Raw genomic sequence first — 18,264 nt, forward strand, 5'->3', positions numbered from 1 at the left:
AGATGAATGCGGGGGCTTGTATCCTGGATGCTTTCGGTCAATCGATTGCGCGATTTTAGATTTTAGATTTTAGATTTTAGATTTGACTTGCGCGAGATGAATGCGGGGGCTTGTATCCTGGATGCTTTCGGTCAATCGATTGCGCGATTTTAGATTTTAGATTTTAGATTTTAGATTTGAAGGATTGACTTGCGCGAGATGAATCCGGGGGCTTGTATCCTGGATGCTTTCGGTCAGGACTTACGAAAAAAACCCGGTTCCTAGGAGAATATTGCTTATAGCAACGAGGCATCTAGGAAGAAACCGGGTTTTTAGCCGTTTGGTGCGTGCAGGAAGGTTAGCGCGATCGGCTAAACTTCGGCTAAACTTCGACTAAACTATGGTGACGAGAATATCTTGAGCGTGAGTGTCAACTTTCATGGTTTCGCCCTCATAAACTTGAATGATTTTGCCGGTACCGTCGATGACGAAAGTAACGCGCTTGGCATAATCGCCTTTCTCGACATCGTAAGCTTTGGTAATCGTGCCATCAACATCTGCTAAAAGCTGGAAAGGCAAACCGTATTTCTCTGTGAACTTTTGGTGCGATTCCTCGTTGTCGCGGCTGACACCGAGAACTACTATATCTTTGCCCTTGTATTCTTCATGGGCTGCTTTGAAGCTTTGGGCTTGTCTGGTGCAGCCGGGGGTGTCATCTTTGGGGTAGAAATACAAGATTACGGTTTTACCTGCGAATTGGGACAGGGAGACGGTGTTGCCGTTGGTGTCTTTGGCGGTAAACTGAGGGGCAGCGCACCCAACTGGTAATGTCATAGTTTTGTTTTTCTTGGGATTTACCAACCTATTTTAGTTGATTTTGTGCTACTACCGTCAATGTTTTGAATGCGAGGTTCGGGATTGAGTTCATCCCAAGGAAAATTTGCGCTTGGAAATAGTTCGATTGGGCGATTTTCTGCGTTGACTTGCGGGCGATCGCGTGTTAGATTATCCGTGTGTTTTCCTGATTTGCCGACTCGCTGAAAATTAATTTAGCAAATAATATATGATTGATTTCTACACTGTGATTATCAGAAAAAGTGCTGATTATTGGGTTTCTTTGTGTTTGGAAAATGGCTTGGTGGGACAAGGCAATACTCCAGAACAATCTATTGATAAACTCAAACAAGCTATTGAGTCATTTTCCGAAGTCTATGAATCCGAGTCTGATGTTTATCTCAGCCCTCTTTCTATTAATGAGTTACACGAGTTTCTAACTTTAGAAGATGCCGAAGCCTCAGACACTTATGAACTAAGAAAAGTTTATGCCTAAAAACCTTCCATCTTTAAAACCTAAAGCATTAATTAAGATTTTAGAAGAAAACGGATGTCAGTTTTACCGAGAGGGGAAAGGGGATCACCGTTTGTATATGCGTGAAATTGAAGACCGAAAAAGGATTGTTCCGATTGATATGGGTGCTGGGGAAATGTCACCAGCTTATGTGTTGCGGATTTTCAGGCAATTTGGGTTTACCGATCCAGAAATTGAGGGGATGATTAGTTAAGTCCGCATTAATATGCTCCCTGGTTGGCTGTTTCAACATTGGGAGTAGCCGTCTTTGCGACTCAGAAAAGCGATCGCCTAAAATGGCTTTTACAGCCAAACTCGTCTAGCCTGTCATAAAATAGAAGACACATCCTATATTAATTCCCTACCATGTCGATCGCCGTCATTAAAGAACATATCGAAATCACCCCAGGAATCTGTGGGAGAAAACCCCGTATCGCCGGACATCGCATCCGAGTTCAGGATATAGTTGTTTGGCACGAACAAATGGGAATGTCACCAGACGAAATTTTGTATCACTATCCGAGTATTACTTTATCTGATATCTATGCAGCTTTAGCCTATTATCACGATCGTCGAGATGAAATTCGCTCTGCAATCGAAGCAGATGCAGAATTTGCCAGCCAATTGAAAGCTCAAAACCCATCGCTCTTGCAACAAAAATTAAAAAATCGTCTGTAATTAATTCACTGGGATTTTATACAACAGGTGGCAAACAGGGAGCGACAACAGGTAATCCCTCAGTTTCTCGCTGTGCAACTTCAAAGTTTAATTCTAATAGAAACTTTAAGGGGTCTTGGTTTGTTTTGATATCGTAGGCTTTGCAAACGAGTTGGTCTAATTGGGCGTGGAGTTTGGCGAGTTGGCTGGCAGGTTCATTAAAAAACTCGTTGTATAATTGGGTAATACCACACTGTTTGCGCTCCATATACTCTGTACGATAGTTATGGAGAACCTGCATAGCTGCTCGAATTTCAGTTTTGGTTTTTTCTGGGCAATTTTGGGGAAAGGGAAAGGTTTCAAAACAGGTGTTGTGAGTGTAAGAAATATCGGCTTTAAGTGTTGATTTTTGTGCGTGCATCCAAATCTGATGAGTGCTAGATGTGAGTATTCCCAAAATATAAAAGTCGTCGCAGGTAACAACTCGCGTTCTAGCATTAGGTAGCCATTCAATAGGACAAGGAAGAAAAATTGCCCATTTCGATGTCTGAGTAACTGCAAAGTATTGAGAAACCGATTTTAGGGCTTGACGCATTGCGGGTCTTCGTTCTCCAAATTGCCACCAGTATTTTTGATAAACCTTTCTACGATTCAAATCTCTTTCTGGTTTCACTCTCATTTTAACCCATTGAAAAGGCTGGACATATTCACTTGCCTCTTCAATGCTCATGTCATTAAAGTCGATAATCAAATTTTTTAGACCTCTGTAGGGGTTGTTGGCTACGAGGTCATTACCTTCTAGAAAAGGACGAATTACTTCCCGATTTTTGGGATTGACTTTATTCCATGCTTCTGCTTGCTCCAATGACACAATAAAGCCCGTACCTACAGGAGTTATACCTGCAAAACATCGATTCAAATTTGTCTTCAGTCGCACTGCTTGGGTAACATCAACTTCAGCTTTTAGAGAAGAGTTAATGTTTGAGACAATTGTGTGATCGATACGGTAGGTTAATTCTTGAGCATCAGAGGTTTTGAGCCAGTTGATAATGCTAATATGTACTTTAGCTTCACCAGACCAAGGTTGTGTGGAGATGGCATCGTAAATGCAGCCGCCATTTTGGGCAATGTAATCTAGGGCAGCTTTACGACTTTTACCCTGAGAAATGGAATTGGTGGCGACTAAACCAGCGCGGCAATTTTCTCCTAAATGTTGATGGGCAAGACGGAACCAATAGGTGCAAAAATCCACAGAATCTTTTACTTCAGGAAATTTAGCAAAGATGCGATCGATATATTCATCACCCAAAACCAAGCGCATCTGCTTACCACCCAAAAAGGGAGGATTGCCAATAATTACATTAACTTGTTCCCACTCGCAAAACAGAGCATCATCACAGCGGATATTGCGATCGAGATTATCGAGTGGCAATGCTTGCTCTAGTTCCAATGCCAGGTTCAACTGTACCGTATTGAGCAACTGGTTTTCTTCATCTAAGGCTAACTTTTTGGCAAGCATCAGCGTCACTTTTGCCAATTCCACGGCAAAGGGTTTGATGTCAATGCCGTAAAACTGGCTTGTCTTCACCAGCGACATCGTACCTATCGCATTAGCAGCACGAGAGAAATTTTCATGAATTTTAGTTAGCAGTTGTGCCTCTAGTCGCTTCAGTTCCCGATAAGCAACATAGAGAAAATTACCGCTGCCGCAAGCTGGATCGAGAACTTTGAAATCAAGTAATTCTTGCCGCAGTGCCAACAAATCTTTGAGCGTCTTCGCAGCTTCAATCCGTTCTCGCAACGGGCGGATAATCGTAGGCAAAACCACTTTTTGAATGTCTGCCTCGCTGGTATAGTGCGCTCCCAAGGCATGACGTTCCTCTTTGCCCATACTGGACTCAAACAACGCGCCAAAAATCGCAGGTTCTACCTTTGACCACCGTTCCTTTGCTGCCTCTAATAGCAGATCGATTTCGCTGCGAGTCAGGGCGATGGGTTCAACAACTGAGAAGATACCGCCATTAAAATAGGATACATCCCGATAGCGGCTGTCTTTAGGTGCGGGGCGATCGCTTCCCATTTGCCGAAACAATCCCCCAATTAAATCATAAGAACTCTCTCGATTGGTCTTGCAAATATCTAAAAATTCCGTGAATAAACCGCGCGGCAACAAATCGATATCTTCAGCAAACAATGCTACTACACACTGAAGGATAAACCTTTGAGCCGTTTCTACTTTTTCGCCGCGCTCTACCAAGCGATTAAAAAGTAGAGCAACTTTGTCAGCGGCAGTTCGCGTTACATCAATTTTATTGTTATTGAATAAAGGCTGGCGATTTTCGGGGAAAAGAAAGTTTAAGGCTGTGAAGCGATCGGGTATCTCTTCGACATTTATGCGGTCTACAGGTTCCCGCAGTTGTAAATCGAAGTCATAAATCCAAAACTCATCAAAGTTGCAAAGAACCACATATTTAGGACGCTGCGGCACTAGCTCAAGCCAGTATTCAAAGGCTTGTTGATAGTGTTTTTCCAGTCTTTCGCCCCGTTTTTTCATCTCCAGCAACAACCTGGGCCGCCACAGCAAATCGGCAAATTTCGTAGTTTTGCCTTTCGCCTTTACTCGAAATTCTAGTTCGGCTCCCGCTTCCTTGTAGCCTAGATGACCGAAGGCTTGAAACAGGCGATCGCAAAATACTTGAGCTTCGCCTTTTTCGTCTCCCTTCAAAGTACGAACGTATTCAACAAATTTGTTGATGTTATTTAGTGTATCGGTCATAATAAGTGTAAAATTAGGATCGATAGGGTGAATCAGCCCGCTCGGATATCTGTAACAATTAAAAATATAGTACCTGTTCAGAGGTTTTTTGAATGACTTTTATTCCATCCGAAGCATTTAAATCTATTAGTTATCCCGATCGCACTGTCAAAAGAGCCGATCGCGCGGTCCGGTGCAGCCCTTTTCAATTACACTTCTTCCAGACCATCCGCGATAACAGTGTTTTCCTAACTGCGATCGCCTCAAATTCCGGTGTCGAAAGCGGCTACACCCGATCGCCCGTATCCGAACTCGTAGCCGAAAACTCGCTACTGTGGCTTATCCAAGTCGGCGTACTGCGGCGGGAAGTAGACGGACAAGGCATTACCGACAGTTTTCGCCTCACGCCCCTGGGCCGCCAACTCGTGGAAAAATGGGAACAGGAAGGACAGGGAGTGCCGGCCGCGTCATTGTGCGATCGTATAGGAAATGCCGTTAGCCGCGGGTTGGGAGTATTTCTTTAAGCGTTTATTGCTTGTCCCAGTCCGACAGAGAATCCGACAGTCCGACAATCCGACAGTCCGACAATCCGACAATCCGACAGTCCGACAGTCCGACAGTCCGACAATCCGACAATCCGACAGTCCGACAATCCGACAGTCCGACAGTCCGACAATCCGACAGTCCGACAGTCCGACAGTCCGACAGTCCGACAGTCCGACAGTCCGACAGTCCGACAGTCCGACAGTCCGACAGGGAATGAATTCCCTGTCTCATAGCGAAAGTCGGTTAAAACCGACTGCAAGTCTAAATTCAATTCGATGTTGAGTTTCGCATAAAAGCGACTGCAAGTCTCAATTTAACTTGATGTTGAGTTTCGCATTGCACGTTAATCAACCTCCTCAGTCCTCTTGCAGAGGACTTGCGCTATGAGACAGGGATTTCAATCCCTGTCGGACTGCAAGTGTCAATTCAATTTGATGTTGAGTTTCGCATAAAACCGACTGCAAGTCTCAATTTAACTCGATGTTGAGTTTCGCATTTCACGTTAATCAACCTCCTCAGTCCTCTTGCAGAGGACTTGCGCTATGAGACAGGGATTTCAATCCCTGTCGGACTCGCCGTCAAACGAGTTAGACCCCTTAAAGCCGTCAAGCGAAGGACAGGGTTTTAGACCCATTTTCTTGATAAATTAAATGCCCGATCGCTTAACTAATACAAATTAAACTTAAATCAACTTAAAATAATGGTTCAAACCGCTTCTAAACCTTTGAGTCTCGATGAATTTCTCCAACTGTCGGAAACCAAACCCGCCAGCGAATTCATCGATGGTCAGATTATCCAGAAACCTATGCCCCAAGGAAAACACAGCACAATTCAAAGCGATTTGGGTGCTGACATTAACCGGGTACTCAAACCCCAACGCATCGCCCGCGCCTATTCAGAATTGCGCTGTACCTTTGGTGGTCGATCGACAGTACCGAATCTTGCAGTCTTTACCTGGGAACGCATTCCCCGCGATGAAAACGGCGAAGTAGCCAACACTTTCGCCCTCGCCCCCGACTGGACAATCGAAATTCTTTCCCCCGACCAAAGTCAAACTAAAGTCGTCCGCAACATTCTCCACAGTCTCGGCCACGGAACCCAGATGGGCTGGTTGATTGACCCGGAAGAAGAACTGGTATTTGTCTATTTTGCCGATCGCACTTTAGCAGTTTTTGAAGAACGGGGCGATCGCATCCCCGTTCCAACCTTTGCCGAATCCTTCAATCTCACCGTCGGTGAAATGTTCAGTTGGCTGACTGAGTAGCGCAACCTTGATTTATGAAGGATTTTTTAACCGCAGAGGGCGCAGAGGGCGCAGAGGAGGAGAAGAGAGAGAGCTCTACGGATTTGGTTCGATCTAATGTGCGGTCGATCGCTTATACTAAAATATCTGGTTGTCAGCTCTTCAATGACGAGAGATGACTAAAGTTGTCACTACCAACTTAATTATGATTATTTAACCGGACTTGATATCATCTTTCAAATAACCGCTAACTACTAACAACTAACTACATAAAACGTTTCTCAAAAATGGAAGCTAAATCTTACAAAGACACGGTAAACCTGCCCAAAACCAAGTTTGATATGCGCGCCAACGCCACCAAGCGCGAACCAGAATTGCAACAATTTTGGGCCGATCAAGAAATCTACGATCGCCTTTCGGAAAATAACCCAGGCGATTTGTTCATCCTCCACGACGGGCCACCCTACGCCAACGGACAACTCCACATCGGCCACGCCCTCAACAAAATCCTCAAAGACTTTATCAACCGCTACCAAATGTTGCGCGGCAAAAAAGTCCGCTACGTGCCCGGTTGGGATTGTCATGGATTGCCGATCGAACTTAAAGTATTGCAAAACATGAAATCGGACGATCGGCTAAATCTTACGCCGATCGAACTCCGCCGCAAAGCCGCCACCTTCGCGCAGCAAACAATGGAACAGCAGCGCGAATCCTTCCAGCGCTACGGCGTTTGGGGCGACTGGGAACACCCGTATTTAACCCTAAAACCCGAATACGAAGCCGCTCAAATCGGCGTTTTCGGTCAAATGGTGCTCAAAGGCTACATCTACCGCGGCTTTAAACCGGTTCACTGGAGTCCGAGCTCGAAAACAGCCCTCGCCGAAGCGGAATTGGAATATCCAGAAGGTCACACGTCGCGCAGCATCTACGTCGGCTTCCATGTGAGAAAATTGTCAAAATCTTTGCAGTCGAAGCTCAAGCGCTATATGCCAAGCCTCTGGGCGGCGATTTGGACGACTACCCCCTGGACAATTCCGGCAAACTTGGCGATCGCAGTTAATCCAGAACTGACTTATGCGGTGGTGGAACCGCCGGCAAATTCCCACATCGCACAACAATTTATGTTAGTAGCTGTCGATGCGGTCGATCGGCTGTCGGCAACTTTTAACACTGAATTAAAAATACTTGCCACCTTCAAAGGCAAAGAATTAGAAGGTTGCATCTACAAACACCCGCTGTTCGATCGCGAAAGTCCGATTGTTGCCGGCGGTGACTACATTACCGCTGATTCTGGGACGGGATTAGTTCACACCGCACCGGGGCACGGACAAGAAGACTTTATCGTCGGAAAACGCTGCGGTTTACCAGTTTTAACGCCCGTAGATGAGAACGGAAATTTCACCGCAGAAGCCGGACAGTTTGCAGGTTTAAATGTCCTCGGAAATGGCAATGCCGCAGTGATTGATGCCCTTGCCGAAGCAAATTGTTTGATTAAAGAGGAAAGTTACGCTCACTCTTATCCTTACGATTGGCGCACGAAAAAGCCGACTATTTTTCGGGCGACGGAACAGTGGTTTGCCTCGGTTGAAGGGTTCCGAGATGAAGCCTTAAAAGCGATCGCCGGTGTGAATTGGATTCCCGCCCAAGGGGAAAATCGGATTACTGCAATGGTGGGCGATCGATCGGATTGGTGTATTTCTCGCCAGCGGACTTGGGGCGTTCCGATTCCCGTATTTTACGATGAAGAAACCAACGAACCGCTGTTAAATGAAGAAACGATCGCCCATGTGCAAGCCCTTTTTGCTGAGAAGGGTTCCGATGCTTGGTGGGAATTGTCGATCGATGAATTGCTGCCGGAATCTTACCGCAATAACGGCCGCACTTACCGCAAAGGTACAGACACGATGGATGTGTGGTTTGACTCGGGTTCTTCCTGGGCCGCAGTTGCCAAAGGTCGATCGGAATTAAACTATCCGGCTGATATCTATTTGGAAGGTTCAGACCAACACCGCGGCTGGTTTCAATCCAGCTTGCTTACCAGTGTAGCAACTAACGGCATTGCTCCTTACAAAACAGTTTTGACTCACGGTTTTGTGCTCGATGAAAAAGGCCGGAAAATGAGCAAATCTGAAGGCAATGTCGTCGATCCAGCGTCAGTAATTAAGGAATATGGAGCCGATGTTTTGCGGTTGTGGGTGTCTTCGGTAGACTACTCGGCAGATGTGCCTTTGGGCAAAAACATTCTCAAACAGCAATCGGATGTTTACCGCAAAATTCGCAATACAGCTAAGTTTTTGCTGGGGAATTTGCACGACTTCGATCCGGCAAAAGATGCCGTTGCTTACGAGGAATTGCCGGAACTAGACCGCTATATGCTGCACAGAATGGGCGAAGTTTTTGCGGAAGTCCAAGATGCTTTTGAAAGCTTCCAATTTTCGCGATTCTTCCAAACTGTGCAGAATTTCTGTACGGTGGATTTGTCGAATTTTTACTTGGATATTGCCAAAGATAGACTTTACATCAGCGCGACAGATACCCTTCGCCGCCGCAGTTGTCAGACGGTGATTGCGATCGCTGTGGAGAATTTGGCAAGGGCGATCGCACCTGTTTTGTGTCACATGGCTGAGGATATTTGGCAGTACCTTCCCTATCCGACTCCTTACAAGTCCGTGTTTGAAGCCGGCTGGGTGCAAATTGATGCTTCATGGCACAATCCAGAATTGGCTACTCGCTGGCAGTATTTGCGACAAGTGCGGGGCGAAGTTAACAAGGTTTTGGAAAAAGCGCGGATTGAAAAGGCGATCGGTTCTTCTTTGGAAGCTAAGGTTTTATTGTACGTTCCCGATGTTGAGAAAAGAGAGCAATTGCAAGCTTTGAATCCCAGCAGTGAAGAATTGGTGGATTATGTGCGATCGCAAAATTCAGTCATCGAGTTAGCGGCCCAGGAGAAAGCAAAAGCAGCACAAGATAAACAGGAAGAACAAGCGGCAAAAGTTGCTAAAGTCTTGACAGAAAACAAAATTTATGTTGAGCCGAAAACGATCGCACAAAAGAGCGATCGACCTTCTCAGATAGTAGAGTATTCTGTCCCTGAACTGTCGGCTTCAGATTCTGGGCAAGTCTTAGATCGAGCCGCCGAGTTTGTAGCTAATTTGCCTGAATACGCGGGCAACTTTTTTACAGAATACCAACAAGCGCTGGTAACACTTGGGCTGTTAGCCTCTGTGTTAGTAACGGGCAGAGTAACGCTGGCGATTTTGGATACGATGAATCAGATACCGCTTTTGGGAGGCTTCTTTGAAGTCATCGGCATCTTATTTACAATCTGGTTTGCTTTCCGTCACTTGCTGTTTGCCGCCAACCGTCAAGAAATTGCACAACAAATTGATTTCCTGACAGCAGATGTGGTGGGCCGGAGTACGGCGCTTGTACTTGCAGAAACACAGGCGATCGTCCTCGCACCGGCATTAGATACAGCGCTTGTGCTTGTAGAAACAGGGGCGATCGCCCAAACAGCCCCAGCCGAAAAAGTGTTTGTAGAAACACCCCAAATCCCGCAACCAGAATTAGTTGCGATCGAACCCAAACCAGAAATTCCTGCTGACCTAGCTGCAGGGCACCATTCTACAATGACCGGCAAGGGTGTAGATGAATTGCGCTATTTGTTCATTACTTCGGAAGTGGAACTGGTAGAATCGAATGCCATCCTGCAGGAATTGCCGTACAGTTATCAGTCTCCAGAGTTGGCGATTGGTGTAGTCAAAGCAGACGGCCAAAAGTGCGATCGTTGCTGGAATTACTCGACTCACGTCGGAGAGTCGATCGAACATCCGCTAATTTGCGAACGTTGCGTTTCAGCAGTAGACGGCAAATTCTAACTAAAATGTGTACTGCGGAATGAGAATTAAATAATTTCCCTTTTTTCTTGTGGGAAGGGCGTCCCGCCCGCCCAGAAAGGACGGGCGGGACGCCCTTCCCACAACAAACATGAAAAGTTGATTACTACTCGTTACCAGGCTCCTGCCTGGTAACGCAGATCCGGAGGCTCTGCCTCCATCTTCCCAGCCGAGGCAGAGCCTCGCTTATATGGGTTCCAAGGCAGAGCCTTGGAAGCAGTTAAATCAATCAAACAATGAGTGGGATGGGCTTCTAGCCCGTCACAAATATGCTATTTCTTAAAAAAACTGCAGACGATTTCACCAGGGTTGTTTTGTCCAAACGTCAAAACAGTTCCATCTTTCTTAACTGTAGTGCGATCGCGGCAATTGTAGACTTCCAGAGGCTGTTTCACTCCATCAACACTCAGAATTACCCTGTATTCCCAATAATTTTTTGCACTGCGTTTGATATCGACAATGCAAATCTCGCTTCCTTGATAATTGCGGCAAACAGAGGCGTCAGCAGGAAGGGCGGCCCCGAAAAAAGATATTAATAACAAAAAGTAGCAAACACATTTCATCATCTGCGATCTATTCCACTGCATAACCCGTATACTTCCGCATAAAGGGCGGCTGAAATCCCCAAACAATATCCTCTTTTGGAACTCCGGCTATTACTAAATTTTCAGCAATATCATCTTCAGTCGCATTCCATTGAAGCCAAATTTTTCCGCCCTTGATATCAATGTGAATGCTACAATGATGCACCCTAGTCTGCTTGTCCCAGCCCACATAAAAGATTTGGTAATGATCTCGTTCTGTATCAATAATTGTCTCGACTTCAATGTCTCCGTGAGCAGGTTTGTGCTGGCCGTACTCCAGTAACATTTGCTGCACAATTTGCCGATATTTGATTAATTTTTCCATTCTACAATAACCTCAACTGCTGTATCATAAACAATCATTTTTACCTGATTTTCCTCGATCCTTGCTTTCGGGAAATCTAGTTGAAAGAATTCTTCATAAGTTATTAACGGCACAGCCAAGTACAAAATGCGATCGGGTGCTTTTTCTTTGAGTGCTGCTCGGTAATTAATGAACTGCCCCAATGCTCTGTGAAATTCCGAGATTGCCGACGATTTTGCCAAAAAACTTTTGACCTCAACGGCAATTTTTTCGCCTTGCCTTTCTGCCGCAATCAGCCTTTCTGCTCCCAGATCGATCGACATATCTACACCGCCCACACTAATCGGAAACGGATCGTGGGTAATATGCCAGCCTTCTTTTTGCAAAGCTGTTTTGACAACTTCATGAAAAACATCTTTGGCAGACATAATATATCGATAACTAACTTACTTATTCCTATCTTACCTTTTTTGATAACCAACTGACAGTATTTTTGCAAGCGACTTAGCAATTGGGCGCGCCCTCAAGTCGCGACATCATAAGATAGCTGAACCATGCCAGAACTGTATGTCTGACATCCAGTTAACTGCAAAGCTGTAGTATTTATCGGATTAACAAATAAAGGAATTCCCTCGCCCAAAATAATCGGGTGCACCGAGAGAATTAGCTCGTCAACAAAATTTTGATTCAGGAAATCGCGAATCAGCAGAGAACCTCCCACCAACCAAATATTTTTTCCCTCAAGCAAGCGCAAATCATTGACAAAACTCTCTAAATTTGTTACCACTTCGACATCCGAAGTAGCTTGAAAATCTAGATTATTCGTAAAAACATAACTCTTTTTTTCCTGGTACGGGTACTCGCCAAAAGTTAGAACTTGTTCGTAAGTTTTCCGACCCATGAGAACCGTATCGATGCTATCTAAAAATTTACTATAACCGTAATTTTGGTCTGTAAACAGCCAATCAATATCGCCATTCGATCGGGCGATATAACCGTCCAGACTAGATGCAATGAATAGTACAATTTTACGCATGGCAACACCTAGGTTTTGGGAATGATTGGGGTGATCATCGCCCCAACTTTAATTTTAAATGATTTAGTGTCCTGACGGTAGCTTGAGTTCGATACCCACTTGGTCTCTCGGTAGTCTTGATTTTATTGTGACAGGATTTTTCGCTGGTTGGGGATTAGCCCGCGCGTCACAATCAAAGAAACCGAGTTTTTTGGGGTTTCTACACTGTCATGCGTCTTCTCAACAAAAACCCGGTTTCTGGCCTACGCATCAGGGAGCATCTCAATGAAAGCAGCCACGCTAAAAATTGGAGTTTTGAGGCCCTCTTGCTGGGGAGCATCTCAATGAAAGCAGCCACGCTAAAAATTGGAGTTTTGAGGCAGGAGGGAAGAGGGAAGAGGAAGAAGGAAGGAGCCAGAAGAAGTGTTTTTACAAATATGAGATGCTCCCAGTACACACAATCCTGTAGTAAGCATCGGTGCGTCGCCACCCGTCAATCTGCAAGTTCTATTTAAAAGGTTGCAGATCCGCACCCTACATATTAAAATCACACAACATAAATATAGCGGCTACTGTACTTCATCAACCACCGAATCTGCTGTATGATTTACTAAAAATTAAAAACAGTCGAGCGAGCAGACTTGACAATTTAACAATGATTCCCAGGGAGGGTTTTATGAAATCCATTGCTAAAAACAGCCTCCACTAGACTTACTCAGTGGCTAGTTTCTGTCTCCTTTTCGCAATACAGCAACAAAAAGCTACAGCAGCAACGCTATCTAACGGCTGGAATTACGCGATCGATTCCTTGAACGACGGCGTGACAGGGGCTCAAATCGGCGGCGGGGAATTTGAATTTTACGGCATCGCCATCAAAGAAACATCAGATACAGCTTTCATCGCCATCAATTCTAATCTAAGTTTAGCCGGATATGCCGACTCACTAGCTCAAAGAGGCAACATCAACTACGGCGATTTATTCTTCAATTTTTCCGGTCAAATTTTCAATACAGCTAACGCAAACGGCAGCTTGTTTGGTAAGCTGTTGTGCATTTAAATTGTATGTTGAGGGCGGGCTATAGCCATCCTAAATCATTTGTGAATTTCTTACTCCCTCCCCTTGGGTTCGGGGAGGGCTGGGGTGGGGTAAAAAATTTATGACTCCTGCAAGGATTGCTATATGGGGCGTGATGTTGTAGATGCCGAGACCGGATTCTATTAATAATTCGATTGTTTGATTAATAATTTTCATAAATTGTCTTTCATCGCCAGCCCTGTTCAATATACCTCTCCAATAATTATTGTGGAACAGGCATCCTGCCTGTTCAAGACAGGCTTTGCTGGAGATGTCTAATAATTATAATTACCTTGGTTGGGATGACTTCATTCCTCAAACTCTTCAAATGCCGATCGCGCACAGCAATTTTACTAATTTTACCATCAGCGTTCAACCCAACAGGCTCTCATGAATCAGCACTTTTTCTGTAAGTGCCACCCAAAGCGAGAATTGGATAGTCAAAAAAAATCATACGGCAAGAACGATCGCACGTTTTTAGAACACCCAATCAACTTCCGGCCCTACATCCGCTGCAGGCATCGTGGGTTCCTTCTAACTCCCTCGGTGGTTTCTGCACTCTTAGGCGCTGCATGAATCAATCAAATTTTTAAATCCTGTTAATATATCGCCGACAGTTCGTTGACTATCTTGACTCTTCCCTTGATCACAGAACGCAGCAGGCGGTTGATCGAATGTCTGTATTCATCGTCGAGAGAGTCGTCCAAAACAGCGGCCATCAAGCCGTAGCGATCGGCTAAAGTCAAACAACCCGTCTCCGTAACAGAGGCAAGCATTTCGGAAATAGCGCCGGGGATAAGTTGAACTAAAAGCATGAGACGTTCCTTAAATTCGATGCTTATATCATCTCTCGTTCTGGGAAAATTAATAGTGACGCTGGCATAGCACACAATGTGATGTTTTGAGGCAAACTGTGTGACAGCGACCGCTCTAATGTTGTGACGATCTCGTTTTAAGTCTGCGATCGCAATCACAAAATTAATTTTAGATATTCCAATTTCCCCCTTTCCCTCCTAAATCTAAAGATTTAGAGAGATTTTTCGGTTTTGGGGGTCTCTTTACCCATTTCCCATGTATAAAACGCATGGGCATTATGCGAAATATTCATAAAACTCAATATTTTGTAAAAATAGATACGAATATTTACAATCGTGGGCTTTACATTAGCTCATAACAAAGGTGCATCGAAACAGAGCGATCGACCGAATCATCGGTAGCAACTATAACCATAAATAGTTTGGCGACGTTCGAGCTAGCGCCCAGTCAAGCTCAAGTTTACAGAAGACCAACCATGCTTAAAAGAAATTCCATCTAGTAACTAAATATACAGTTTTAAATCCATACAGTCACTAAGGTTAGCAGGAAACACACACTTTATGCTCCAAGTCAATACCTCCCCACACAAGCCAGCAGCGAGGGTAAACCGATGACCCAAACAGTAGAACCCAAAGCCCAAGCGAGCCTGAACAAGTTTGAAAAACTCAAAGCCGAAAAAGATGGCTTAGCATTAAAAGGCGAACTCGACCACTTCGCCGCAATCGGCTGGGAAGCAATGGACGAAATCGATCGCGAGCACCGCCTCAAATGGCTCGGCATCTTCTTTCGGCCAGTAACTCCGGGCAAATTCATGATGCGGCTGCGCTTGCCCAACGGCATCATAACTAGCAATCAAACCAGAACCCTAGCAGAAATCGTCCAACGCTACGGCGACGACGGTAGCGCCGACATCACCACCAGACAAAACCTGCAATTGCGCGGAATTCGCATCGAAGACGTACCCGACATCTTCCGCCGCCTCAAAGAAGCGGGCATGACCAGCATCCAGTCTGGCATGGACAACGTGCGTAACATCACGGGTTCCCCAGTCGCGGGGCTGGACGCCGACGAACTGATAGATACGCGGGAACTGGCGAACCAAGTCCAAGACATGATTACGAACAACGGCGAAGGCAACCCCGCGTTTTCAAATTTGCCGAGAAAGTTTAATATTGCGATCGCAGGCTGCCGCGACAACTCAGTCCACGCAGAAATCAACGACATCGCCTTCGTACCCGCTTACAAAGACGGCAACATCGGCTTTAACGTATTAGTCGGCGGTTTCTTCTCCGCCAAACGCTGCGACGCTGCAATTCCTCTCAACGCATGGGCAAGTCCCAGCGACGTTGTAGATTTGTGCAAAGCAATTTTAACTGTGTTTCGCGATCGAGGCCCAAGAGCAAACCGCCAAAAATCGCGGCTGATGTGGCTGATTGACGAACTCGGAATCGAAAAATTCCGAGCCGAAGTCGAACAAGAATTAGGGCGCACTTTGCCCGCCGCCGCGCCCAAAGATGAAATCACCTGGGACAAACGCGACCACATCGGCATCTACGCCCAAAAACAATCAGGGCTCAACTATGTAGGGCTCCACGTTCCCGTCGGACGGCTGCAGGCATCGGATTTGTTCGATTTGGCCAGAATTGCCGAGGTTTACGGTAGCGGCGAACTCAGGCTCACTGTGGAAGAAAACGTGATTATTCCCAACGTTCCCGACTCGCGGATAGAATCGCTGGTCAAAGAACCCCTGTTGCAGCGTTTTTCCATCGAGCCCGCACCGCTGACACGAGCCTTGGTTTCCTGCACCGGCGCCAAGTTTTGCAACTTCGCCCTCATCGAAACCAAAAGCCGATCCGTGGCAATGATTGAGGAACTCGAAGCTGAACTTTCAGTACCCAAACCGGTCAGAATTCACTGGACGGGTTGCCCCAATTCCTGCGGTCAACCCCAGGTAGCAGACATTGGTTTGATGGGAACAAAAGTTCGCAAGAACGGCAAAACCCTCGAAGGTGTAGACATTTACATGGGAGGCACAGTTGGCAAAGACGCTCATTTGGGTGCTTGCGTCCAAAAAGGCATCCCTTGCGAAGACCTCAAACCGCTGCTGCATCAACTGTTAGTCGAGCAGTTTGGGGCAGTTCCTAAAGAGATTACAGGGGATGTAGCTGTGCTGAACCGGCAACTGCAATTGACGGTTGAGGAGGGCGAAACAGCAGTCTCGGCAGCCCAACCTCAGACATCTACTGTCATTTTCGCTCGATCGGGCAAAGAAGTTGGTTGCAGCGAAGATGAGTACATTCTCGATGTTGCCGAACGGGCCGGGGTCGAACTTGACAGCAATTGCCGGTCAGGAAGCTGTGGCACTTGCAAGCAAAAACTCCTAGAAGGCCAAACAGTCTACGACAGCAAACCAGACGCGGCTGCTGACTTAGAACCAGGGTTCATTTTAACTTGCAGCGCGCGGGCGATCGGCAAAGTGTCGATCGACGCCTAATCTAAATAATGTCAGATGCGATGCGAAGGTCGCGAATCAATCTGACATCTCACATTTCCACCATCTCCAAGTACAACAACAATTCAAGACAAATGAGCAACCTTTCTAGAAGAAAATTCATCATCACCGCTGGAGCAACAGCAGCCGGCACCCTCCTAGCCCACGGTTGCAGTTCCAGTCCCACCACATCTAACGCAACTCCCGGCGGCGCTTCGCCCACCGCCGCCCCAGCAGTCAACATCAATCCCGCCGACGCCCCAGAAGTTACCGCAGCCAAACTCGGATTCATCGCCCTCACCGACGCAGCACCCTTAATCATCGCCCAAGAAAAAGGGTTATTTGCCAAGTACGGCATGAAAGACGTACAAGTTACCAAACAAGCATCTTGGCCAGTTACTCGCGACAACTTAGAACTCGGTTCCGAAAAAGGCGGCATTGACGGGGCCCACATTTTATCCCCCATGCCTTACCAAATGTCATTAGGCACTATTACCAAAGGCAATCAGCCAGTGCCGATGTACATTCTCGCCCGGTTAAATACTAACGGTCAGGCAATTTCCTTGAGCAAAAAATACCTAGATTTAAAAGTAGGTACAGACAGCGCACCGCTGAAAGCAGCTTTTGGTAATCAAAACGTTCCTATTGCTATGACGTTTCCCGGCGGCACCCACGATTTGTGGATACGCTACTGGCTAGCAGCAGGCGGTATTAATCCAGATACAGATGTTTCCGTGATTCCCATACCGCCGCCCCAAATGGTAGCGAACATGAAATCTGGCAGCATGGAAGCCTTTTGCGTAGGCGAACCTTGGAATGCTCAGCTAGTTACTCAAAAGGTAGGATACACCGCCTTAATAACTGGAGAAATGTGGAAAGATCATCCTGAAAAAGCTTTAGGTTTAAGAGGAGATTGGGTTGACAAAAATCCCAAAGCTGCAAAAGCACTTACCATGGCCGTACTGGAAGCCCAGCAGTGGTGCGACAAGCCAGAAAATCACGATGAAATGTGCCAAATCATTTCTCAAGATAGGTGGTTAAAAGTTCCCTTCGCAGATATTATCAGTCGCTCTAAGGGTCAAATTGACTACGGTACCGGTCGCGTTGAAGCCGCCAGCCCTGTGGCAATGAAATTTTGGGCAGATAATGCTTCTTATCCCTACAAGAGTCACGATGCTTGGTTCTTAGCTGAAAATATTCGCTGGGGTTATATCCCGGCAACTACCGATATCAAAGCAACGGTTGATAAAGTTAACCGCGAAGATATTTGGAAAGCAGCAGCGACAACACTTGGCGTCCCCGCAGCCCAAATTCCTACTAGCAGTTCTCGCGGTGTAGAAACCTTCTTTGACGGCGTGAAGTTTGACGCCGAAAAACCAGAAGAATATCTGAAGAGTTTGGCAATCAAAAAAGCATAATTAGTGCACAGTTGACAGTAGACTGTTCACTTTTGATAGTTGACCGATTTTTAAATTGAGTGGAGTTGGGTTTCCTAACTCAACCCACCCCAGACACGGTGAACACTTCAAAGTATCTACAAATAATCGATTATTCA

General features: G+C 46.0%; 17 protein-coding genes and 1 pseudogene. 10 read left to right on the top strand and 8 right to left on the bottom strand.

Features of this window, described 5'->3' with window-relative positions:
- Positions 1 to 372: 372 nt before the first annotated feature.
- The gene (locus tag QUB51_RS26990; RefSeq protein WP_172192900.1) at positions 373 to 813 is read right to left on the bottom strand and encodes a peroxiredoxin; all 441 of its coding nucleotides are present in this window, start codon (positions 811 to 813) and stop codon (positions 373 to 375) included.
- A gap of 229 nt (positions 814 to 1,042) precedes the next feature.
- Between QUB51_RS26990 and QUB51_RS26995 the strand changes: the two genes are divergently transcribed.
- The 3 genes from QUB51_RS26995 to QUB51_RS27005 all read left to right on the top strand — a co-directional run bounded on the left by QUB51_RS26995 (position 1,043) and on the right by QUB51_RS27005 (position 2,005).
- Positions 1,043 to 1,309, top strand: coding sequence for a type II toxin-antitoxin system HicB family antitoxin (locus tag QUB51_RS26995; RefSeq protein ID WP_228050329.1), 267 nt, complete (start codon positions 1,043 to 1,045; stop codon positions 1,307 to 1,309).
- Positions 1,302 to 1,541 carry a type II toxin-antitoxin system HicA family toxin gene (locus QUB51_RS27000; RefSeq protein WP_190662701.1) on the top strand — a complete coding sequence of 80 codons (240 nt, stop codon included), beginning with the start codon at positions 1,302 to 1,304 and terminating at the stop codon, positions 1,539 to 1,541. The genes QUB51_RS26995 and QUB51_RS27000 overlap by 8 nt, the downstream gene beginning before the upstream one ends.
- Before the next feature lie 152 nt (positions 1,542 to 1,693).
- Positions 1,694 to 2,005: a DUF433 domain-containing protein gene (locus QUB51_RS27005; RefSeq protein ID WP_333056195.1), complete on the top strand. Its 312-nt coding sequence runs from the start codon at positions 1,694 to 1,696 to the stop codon at positions 2,003 to 2,005.
- A gap of 16 nt (positions 2,006 to 2,021) precedes the next feature.
- Here the strand turns inward: QUB51_RS27005 and QUB51_RS27010 are convergent, their stop codons facing one another.
- A complete protein-coding gene (locus QUB51_RS27010) occupies positions 2,022 to 4,760 on the bottom strand; it encodes a DNA methyltransferase (protein ID WP_333263431.1) in 2,739 nt (912 codons plus the stop codon).
- Positions 4,761 to 4,852: 92 nt separating this feature from the next.
- Here QUB51_RS27010 and QUB51_RS27015 point away from each other — a divergent pair, with 92 nt between their 5' ends.
- Positions 4,853 to 5,263, top strand: coding sequence for an Npun_F0494 family protein (locus QUB51_RS27015; protein ID WP_333056193.1), 411 nt, complete (start codon positions 4,853 to 4,855; stop codon positions 5,261 to 5,263).
- Between the two features lie 4 nt (positions 5,264 to 5,267).
- Here the strand turns inward: QUB51_RS27015 and QUB51_RS27020 are convergent, their stop codons facing one another.
- Positions 5,268 to 5,516, bottom strand: a complete 249-nt coding sequence (locus QUB51_RS27020; RefSeq protein ID WP_333263434.1) for a hypothetical protein — start codon at positions 5,514 to 5,516, stop codon at positions 5,268 to 5,270.
- 469 nt (positions 5,517 to 5,985) lie between these two features.
- Here QUB51_RS27020 and QUB51_RS27025 point away from each other — a divergent pair, with 469 nt between their 5' ends.
- Both QUB51_RS27025 and ileS read left to right on the top strand, forming a co-directional pair.
- Positions 5,986 to 6,549 carry a Uma2 family endonuclease gene (locus tag QUB51_RS27025; RefSeq protein WP_333056191.1) on the top strand — a complete coding sequence of 188 codons (564 nt, stop codon included), beginning with the start codon at positions 5,986 to 5,988 and terminating at the stop codon, positions 6,547 to 6,549.
- Positions 6,550 to 6,815: 266 nt separating this feature from the next.
- A complete protein-coding gene (ileS, locus tag QUB51_RS27030) occupies positions 6,816 to 10,406 on the top strand; it encodes an isoleucine--tRNA ligase (protein WP_333263438.1) in 3,591 nt (1,196 codons plus the stop codon).
- A 290-nt stretch (positions 10,407 to 10,696) separates the two neighbouring features.
- Here ileS and QUB51_RS27035 read toward each other — a convergent pair whose 3' ends face one another.
- The 4 genes from QUB51_RS27035 to QUB51_RS27050 form a co-directional block, all read right to left on the bottom strand.
- On the bottom strand, positions 10,697 to 11,011 hold the full coding sequence (locus QUB51_RS27035; RefSeq protein ID WP_333056189.1) for a hypothetical protein: 315 nt from the start codon (positions 11,009 to 11,011) through the stop codon (positions 10,697 to 10,699).
- A complete protein-coding gene (locus tag QUB51_RS27040) occupies positions 10,998 to 11,333 on the bottom strand; it encodes a XisI protein (RefSeq protein WP_333056188.1) in 336 nt (111 codons plus the stop codon). Before QUB51_RS27040 ends, QUB51_RS27035 begins: the two co-directional genes overlap by 14 nt.
- Entirely contained in the window at positions 11,321 to 11,740 is a 420-nt protein-coding gene (locus QUB51_RS27045) for a XisH family protein (RefSeq protein WP_333056187.1), read from the bottom strand. Before QUB51_RS27045 ends, QUB51_RS27040 begins: the two co-directional genes overlap by 13 nt.
- A gap of 95 nt (positions 11,741 to 11,835) precedes the next feature.
- A complete protein-coding gene (locus QUB51_RS27050) occupies positions 11,836 to 12,348 on the bottom strand; it encodes a dihydrofolate reductase family protein (protein ID WP_333263441.1) in 513 nt (170 codons plus the stop codon).
- Positions 12,349 to 13,045: 697 nt separating this feature from the next.
- Here QUB51_RS27050 and QUB51_RS27055 point away from each other — a divergent pair.
- Positions 13,046 to 13,384, top strand: coding sequence for an XDD3 family exosortase-dependent surface protein (locus tag QUB51_RS27055; RefSeq protein WP_333056185.1), 339 nt, complete (start codon positions 13,046 to 13,048; stop codon positions 13,382 to 13,384).
- A gap of 617 nt (positions 13,385 to 14,001) precedes the next feature.
- Here QUB51_RS27055 and QUB51_RS27060 read toward each other — a convergent pair.
- Entirely contained in the window at positions 14,002 to 14,217 is a 216-nt protein-coding gene (locus QUB51_RS27060; RefSeq protein WP_333056184.1) for a hypothetical protein, read from the bottom strand.
- Between the two features lie 611 nt (positions 14,218 to 14,828).
- On the opposite strand from QUB51_RS27060, the pseudogene QUB51_RS27065 reads away from it, so the two are divergent.
- The 3 genes and pseudogenes from QUB51_RS27065 to QUB51_RS27075 form a co-directional block, all read left to right on the top strand.
- A pseudogene (locus QUB51_RS27065) lies at positions 14,829 to 16,367 on the top strand (ferredoxin--nitrite reductase); the annotation flags it as partial.
- 18 nt (positions 16,368 to 16,385) lie between these two features.
- Positions 16,386 to 16,712 carry a 2Fe-2S iron-sulfur cluster-binding protein gene (locus QUB51_RS27070; RefSeq protein ID WP_333263450.1) on the top strand — a complete coding sequence of 109 codons (327 nt, stop codon included), beginning with the start codon at positions 16,386 to 16,388 and terminating at the stop codon, positions 16,710 to 16,712.
- Between the two features lie 92 nt (positions 16,713 to 16,804).
- Positions 16,805 to 18,127 (top strand): CmpA/NrtA family ABC transporter substrate-binding protein, encoded by a 1,323-nt coding sequence (locus tag QUB51_RS27075; RefSeq protein ID WP_333263444.1) that lies wholly within the window; start codon positions 16,805 to 16,807, stop codon positions 18,125 to 18,127.
- The last annotated feature ends 137 nt before the right edge of the window (positions 18,128 to 18,264 follow it).

The sequence above is a fragment of the Microcoleus sp. AT8-A3 genome, from assembly GCF_036705675.1.
Classification (GTDB): Bacteria; Cyanobacteriota; Cyanobacteriia; order Cyanobacteriales; family Microcoleaceae; genus Microcoleus.

Excerpts from the sequence above, each read along its gene's own strand:
- ileS (WP_333263438.1), top strand. The coding sequence starts at position 6,816 with ATGGAAGCTAAATCTTACAAAGACACGGTAAACCTGCCCAAAACCAAG.
- QUB51_RS27005 (WP_333056195.1), top strand. The coding sequence starts at position 1,694 with ATGTCGATCGCCGTCATTAAAGAACATATCGAAATCACCCCAGGAATC.
- QUB51_RS27045 (WP_333056187.1), bottom strand. The coding sequence starts at position 11,740 with ATGTCTGCCAAAGATGTTTTTCATGAAGTTGTCAAAACAGCTTTGCAA.
- QUB51_RS27020 (WP_333263434.1), bottom strand. The coding sequence starts at position 5,516 with ATGAGACAGGGAATTCATTCCCTGTCGGACTGTCGGACTGTCGGACTG.
- QUB51_RS27015 (WP_333056193.1), top strand. The coding sequence starts at position 4,853 with ATGACTTTTATTCCATCCGAAGCATTTAAATCTATTAGTTATCCCGAT.
- QUB51_RS27010 (WP_333263431.1), bottom strand. The coding sequence starts at position 4,760 with ATGACCGATACACTAAATAACATCAACAAATTTGTTGAATACGTTCGT.
- QUB51_RS27000 (WP_190662701.1), top strand. The coding sequence starts at position 1,302 with ATGCCTAAAAACCTTCCATCTTTAAAACCTAAAGCATTAATTAAGATT.
- QUB51_RS27075 (WP_333263444.1), top strand. The coding sequence starts at position 16,805 with ATGAGCAACCTTTCTAGAAGAAAATTCATCATCACCGCTGGAGCAACA.
- QUB51_RS27035 (WP_333056189.1), bottom strand. The coding sequence starts at position 11,011 with ATGCAGTGGAATAGATCGCAGATGATGAAATGTGTTTGCTACTTTTTG.
- QUB51_RS26990 (WP_172192900.1), bottom strand. The coding sequence starts at position 813 with ATGACATTACCAGTTGGGTGCGCTGCCCCTCAGTTTACCGCCAAAGAC.
- QUB51_RS27025 (WP_333056191.1), top strand. The coding sequence starts at position 5,986 with ATGGTTCAAACCGCTTCTAAACCTTTGAGTCTCGATGAATTTCTCCAA.
- QUB51_RS27040 (WP_333056188.1), bottom strand. The coding sequence starts at position 11,333 with ATGGAAAAATTAATCAAATATCGGCAAATTGTGCAGCAAATGTTACTG.
- QUB51_RS27050 (WP_333263441.1), bottom strand. The coding sequence starts at position 12,348 with ATGCGTAAAATTGTACTATTCATTGCATCTAGTCTGGACGGTTATATC.
- QUB51_RS26995 (WP_228050329.1), top strand. The coding sequence starts at position 1,043 with ATGATTGATTTCTACACTGTGATTATCAGAAAAAGTGCTGATTATTGG.
- QUB51_RS27060 (WP_333056184.1), bottom strand. The coding sequence starts at position 14,217 with ATGCTTTTAGTTCAACTTATCCCCGGCGCTATTTCCGAAATGCTTGCC.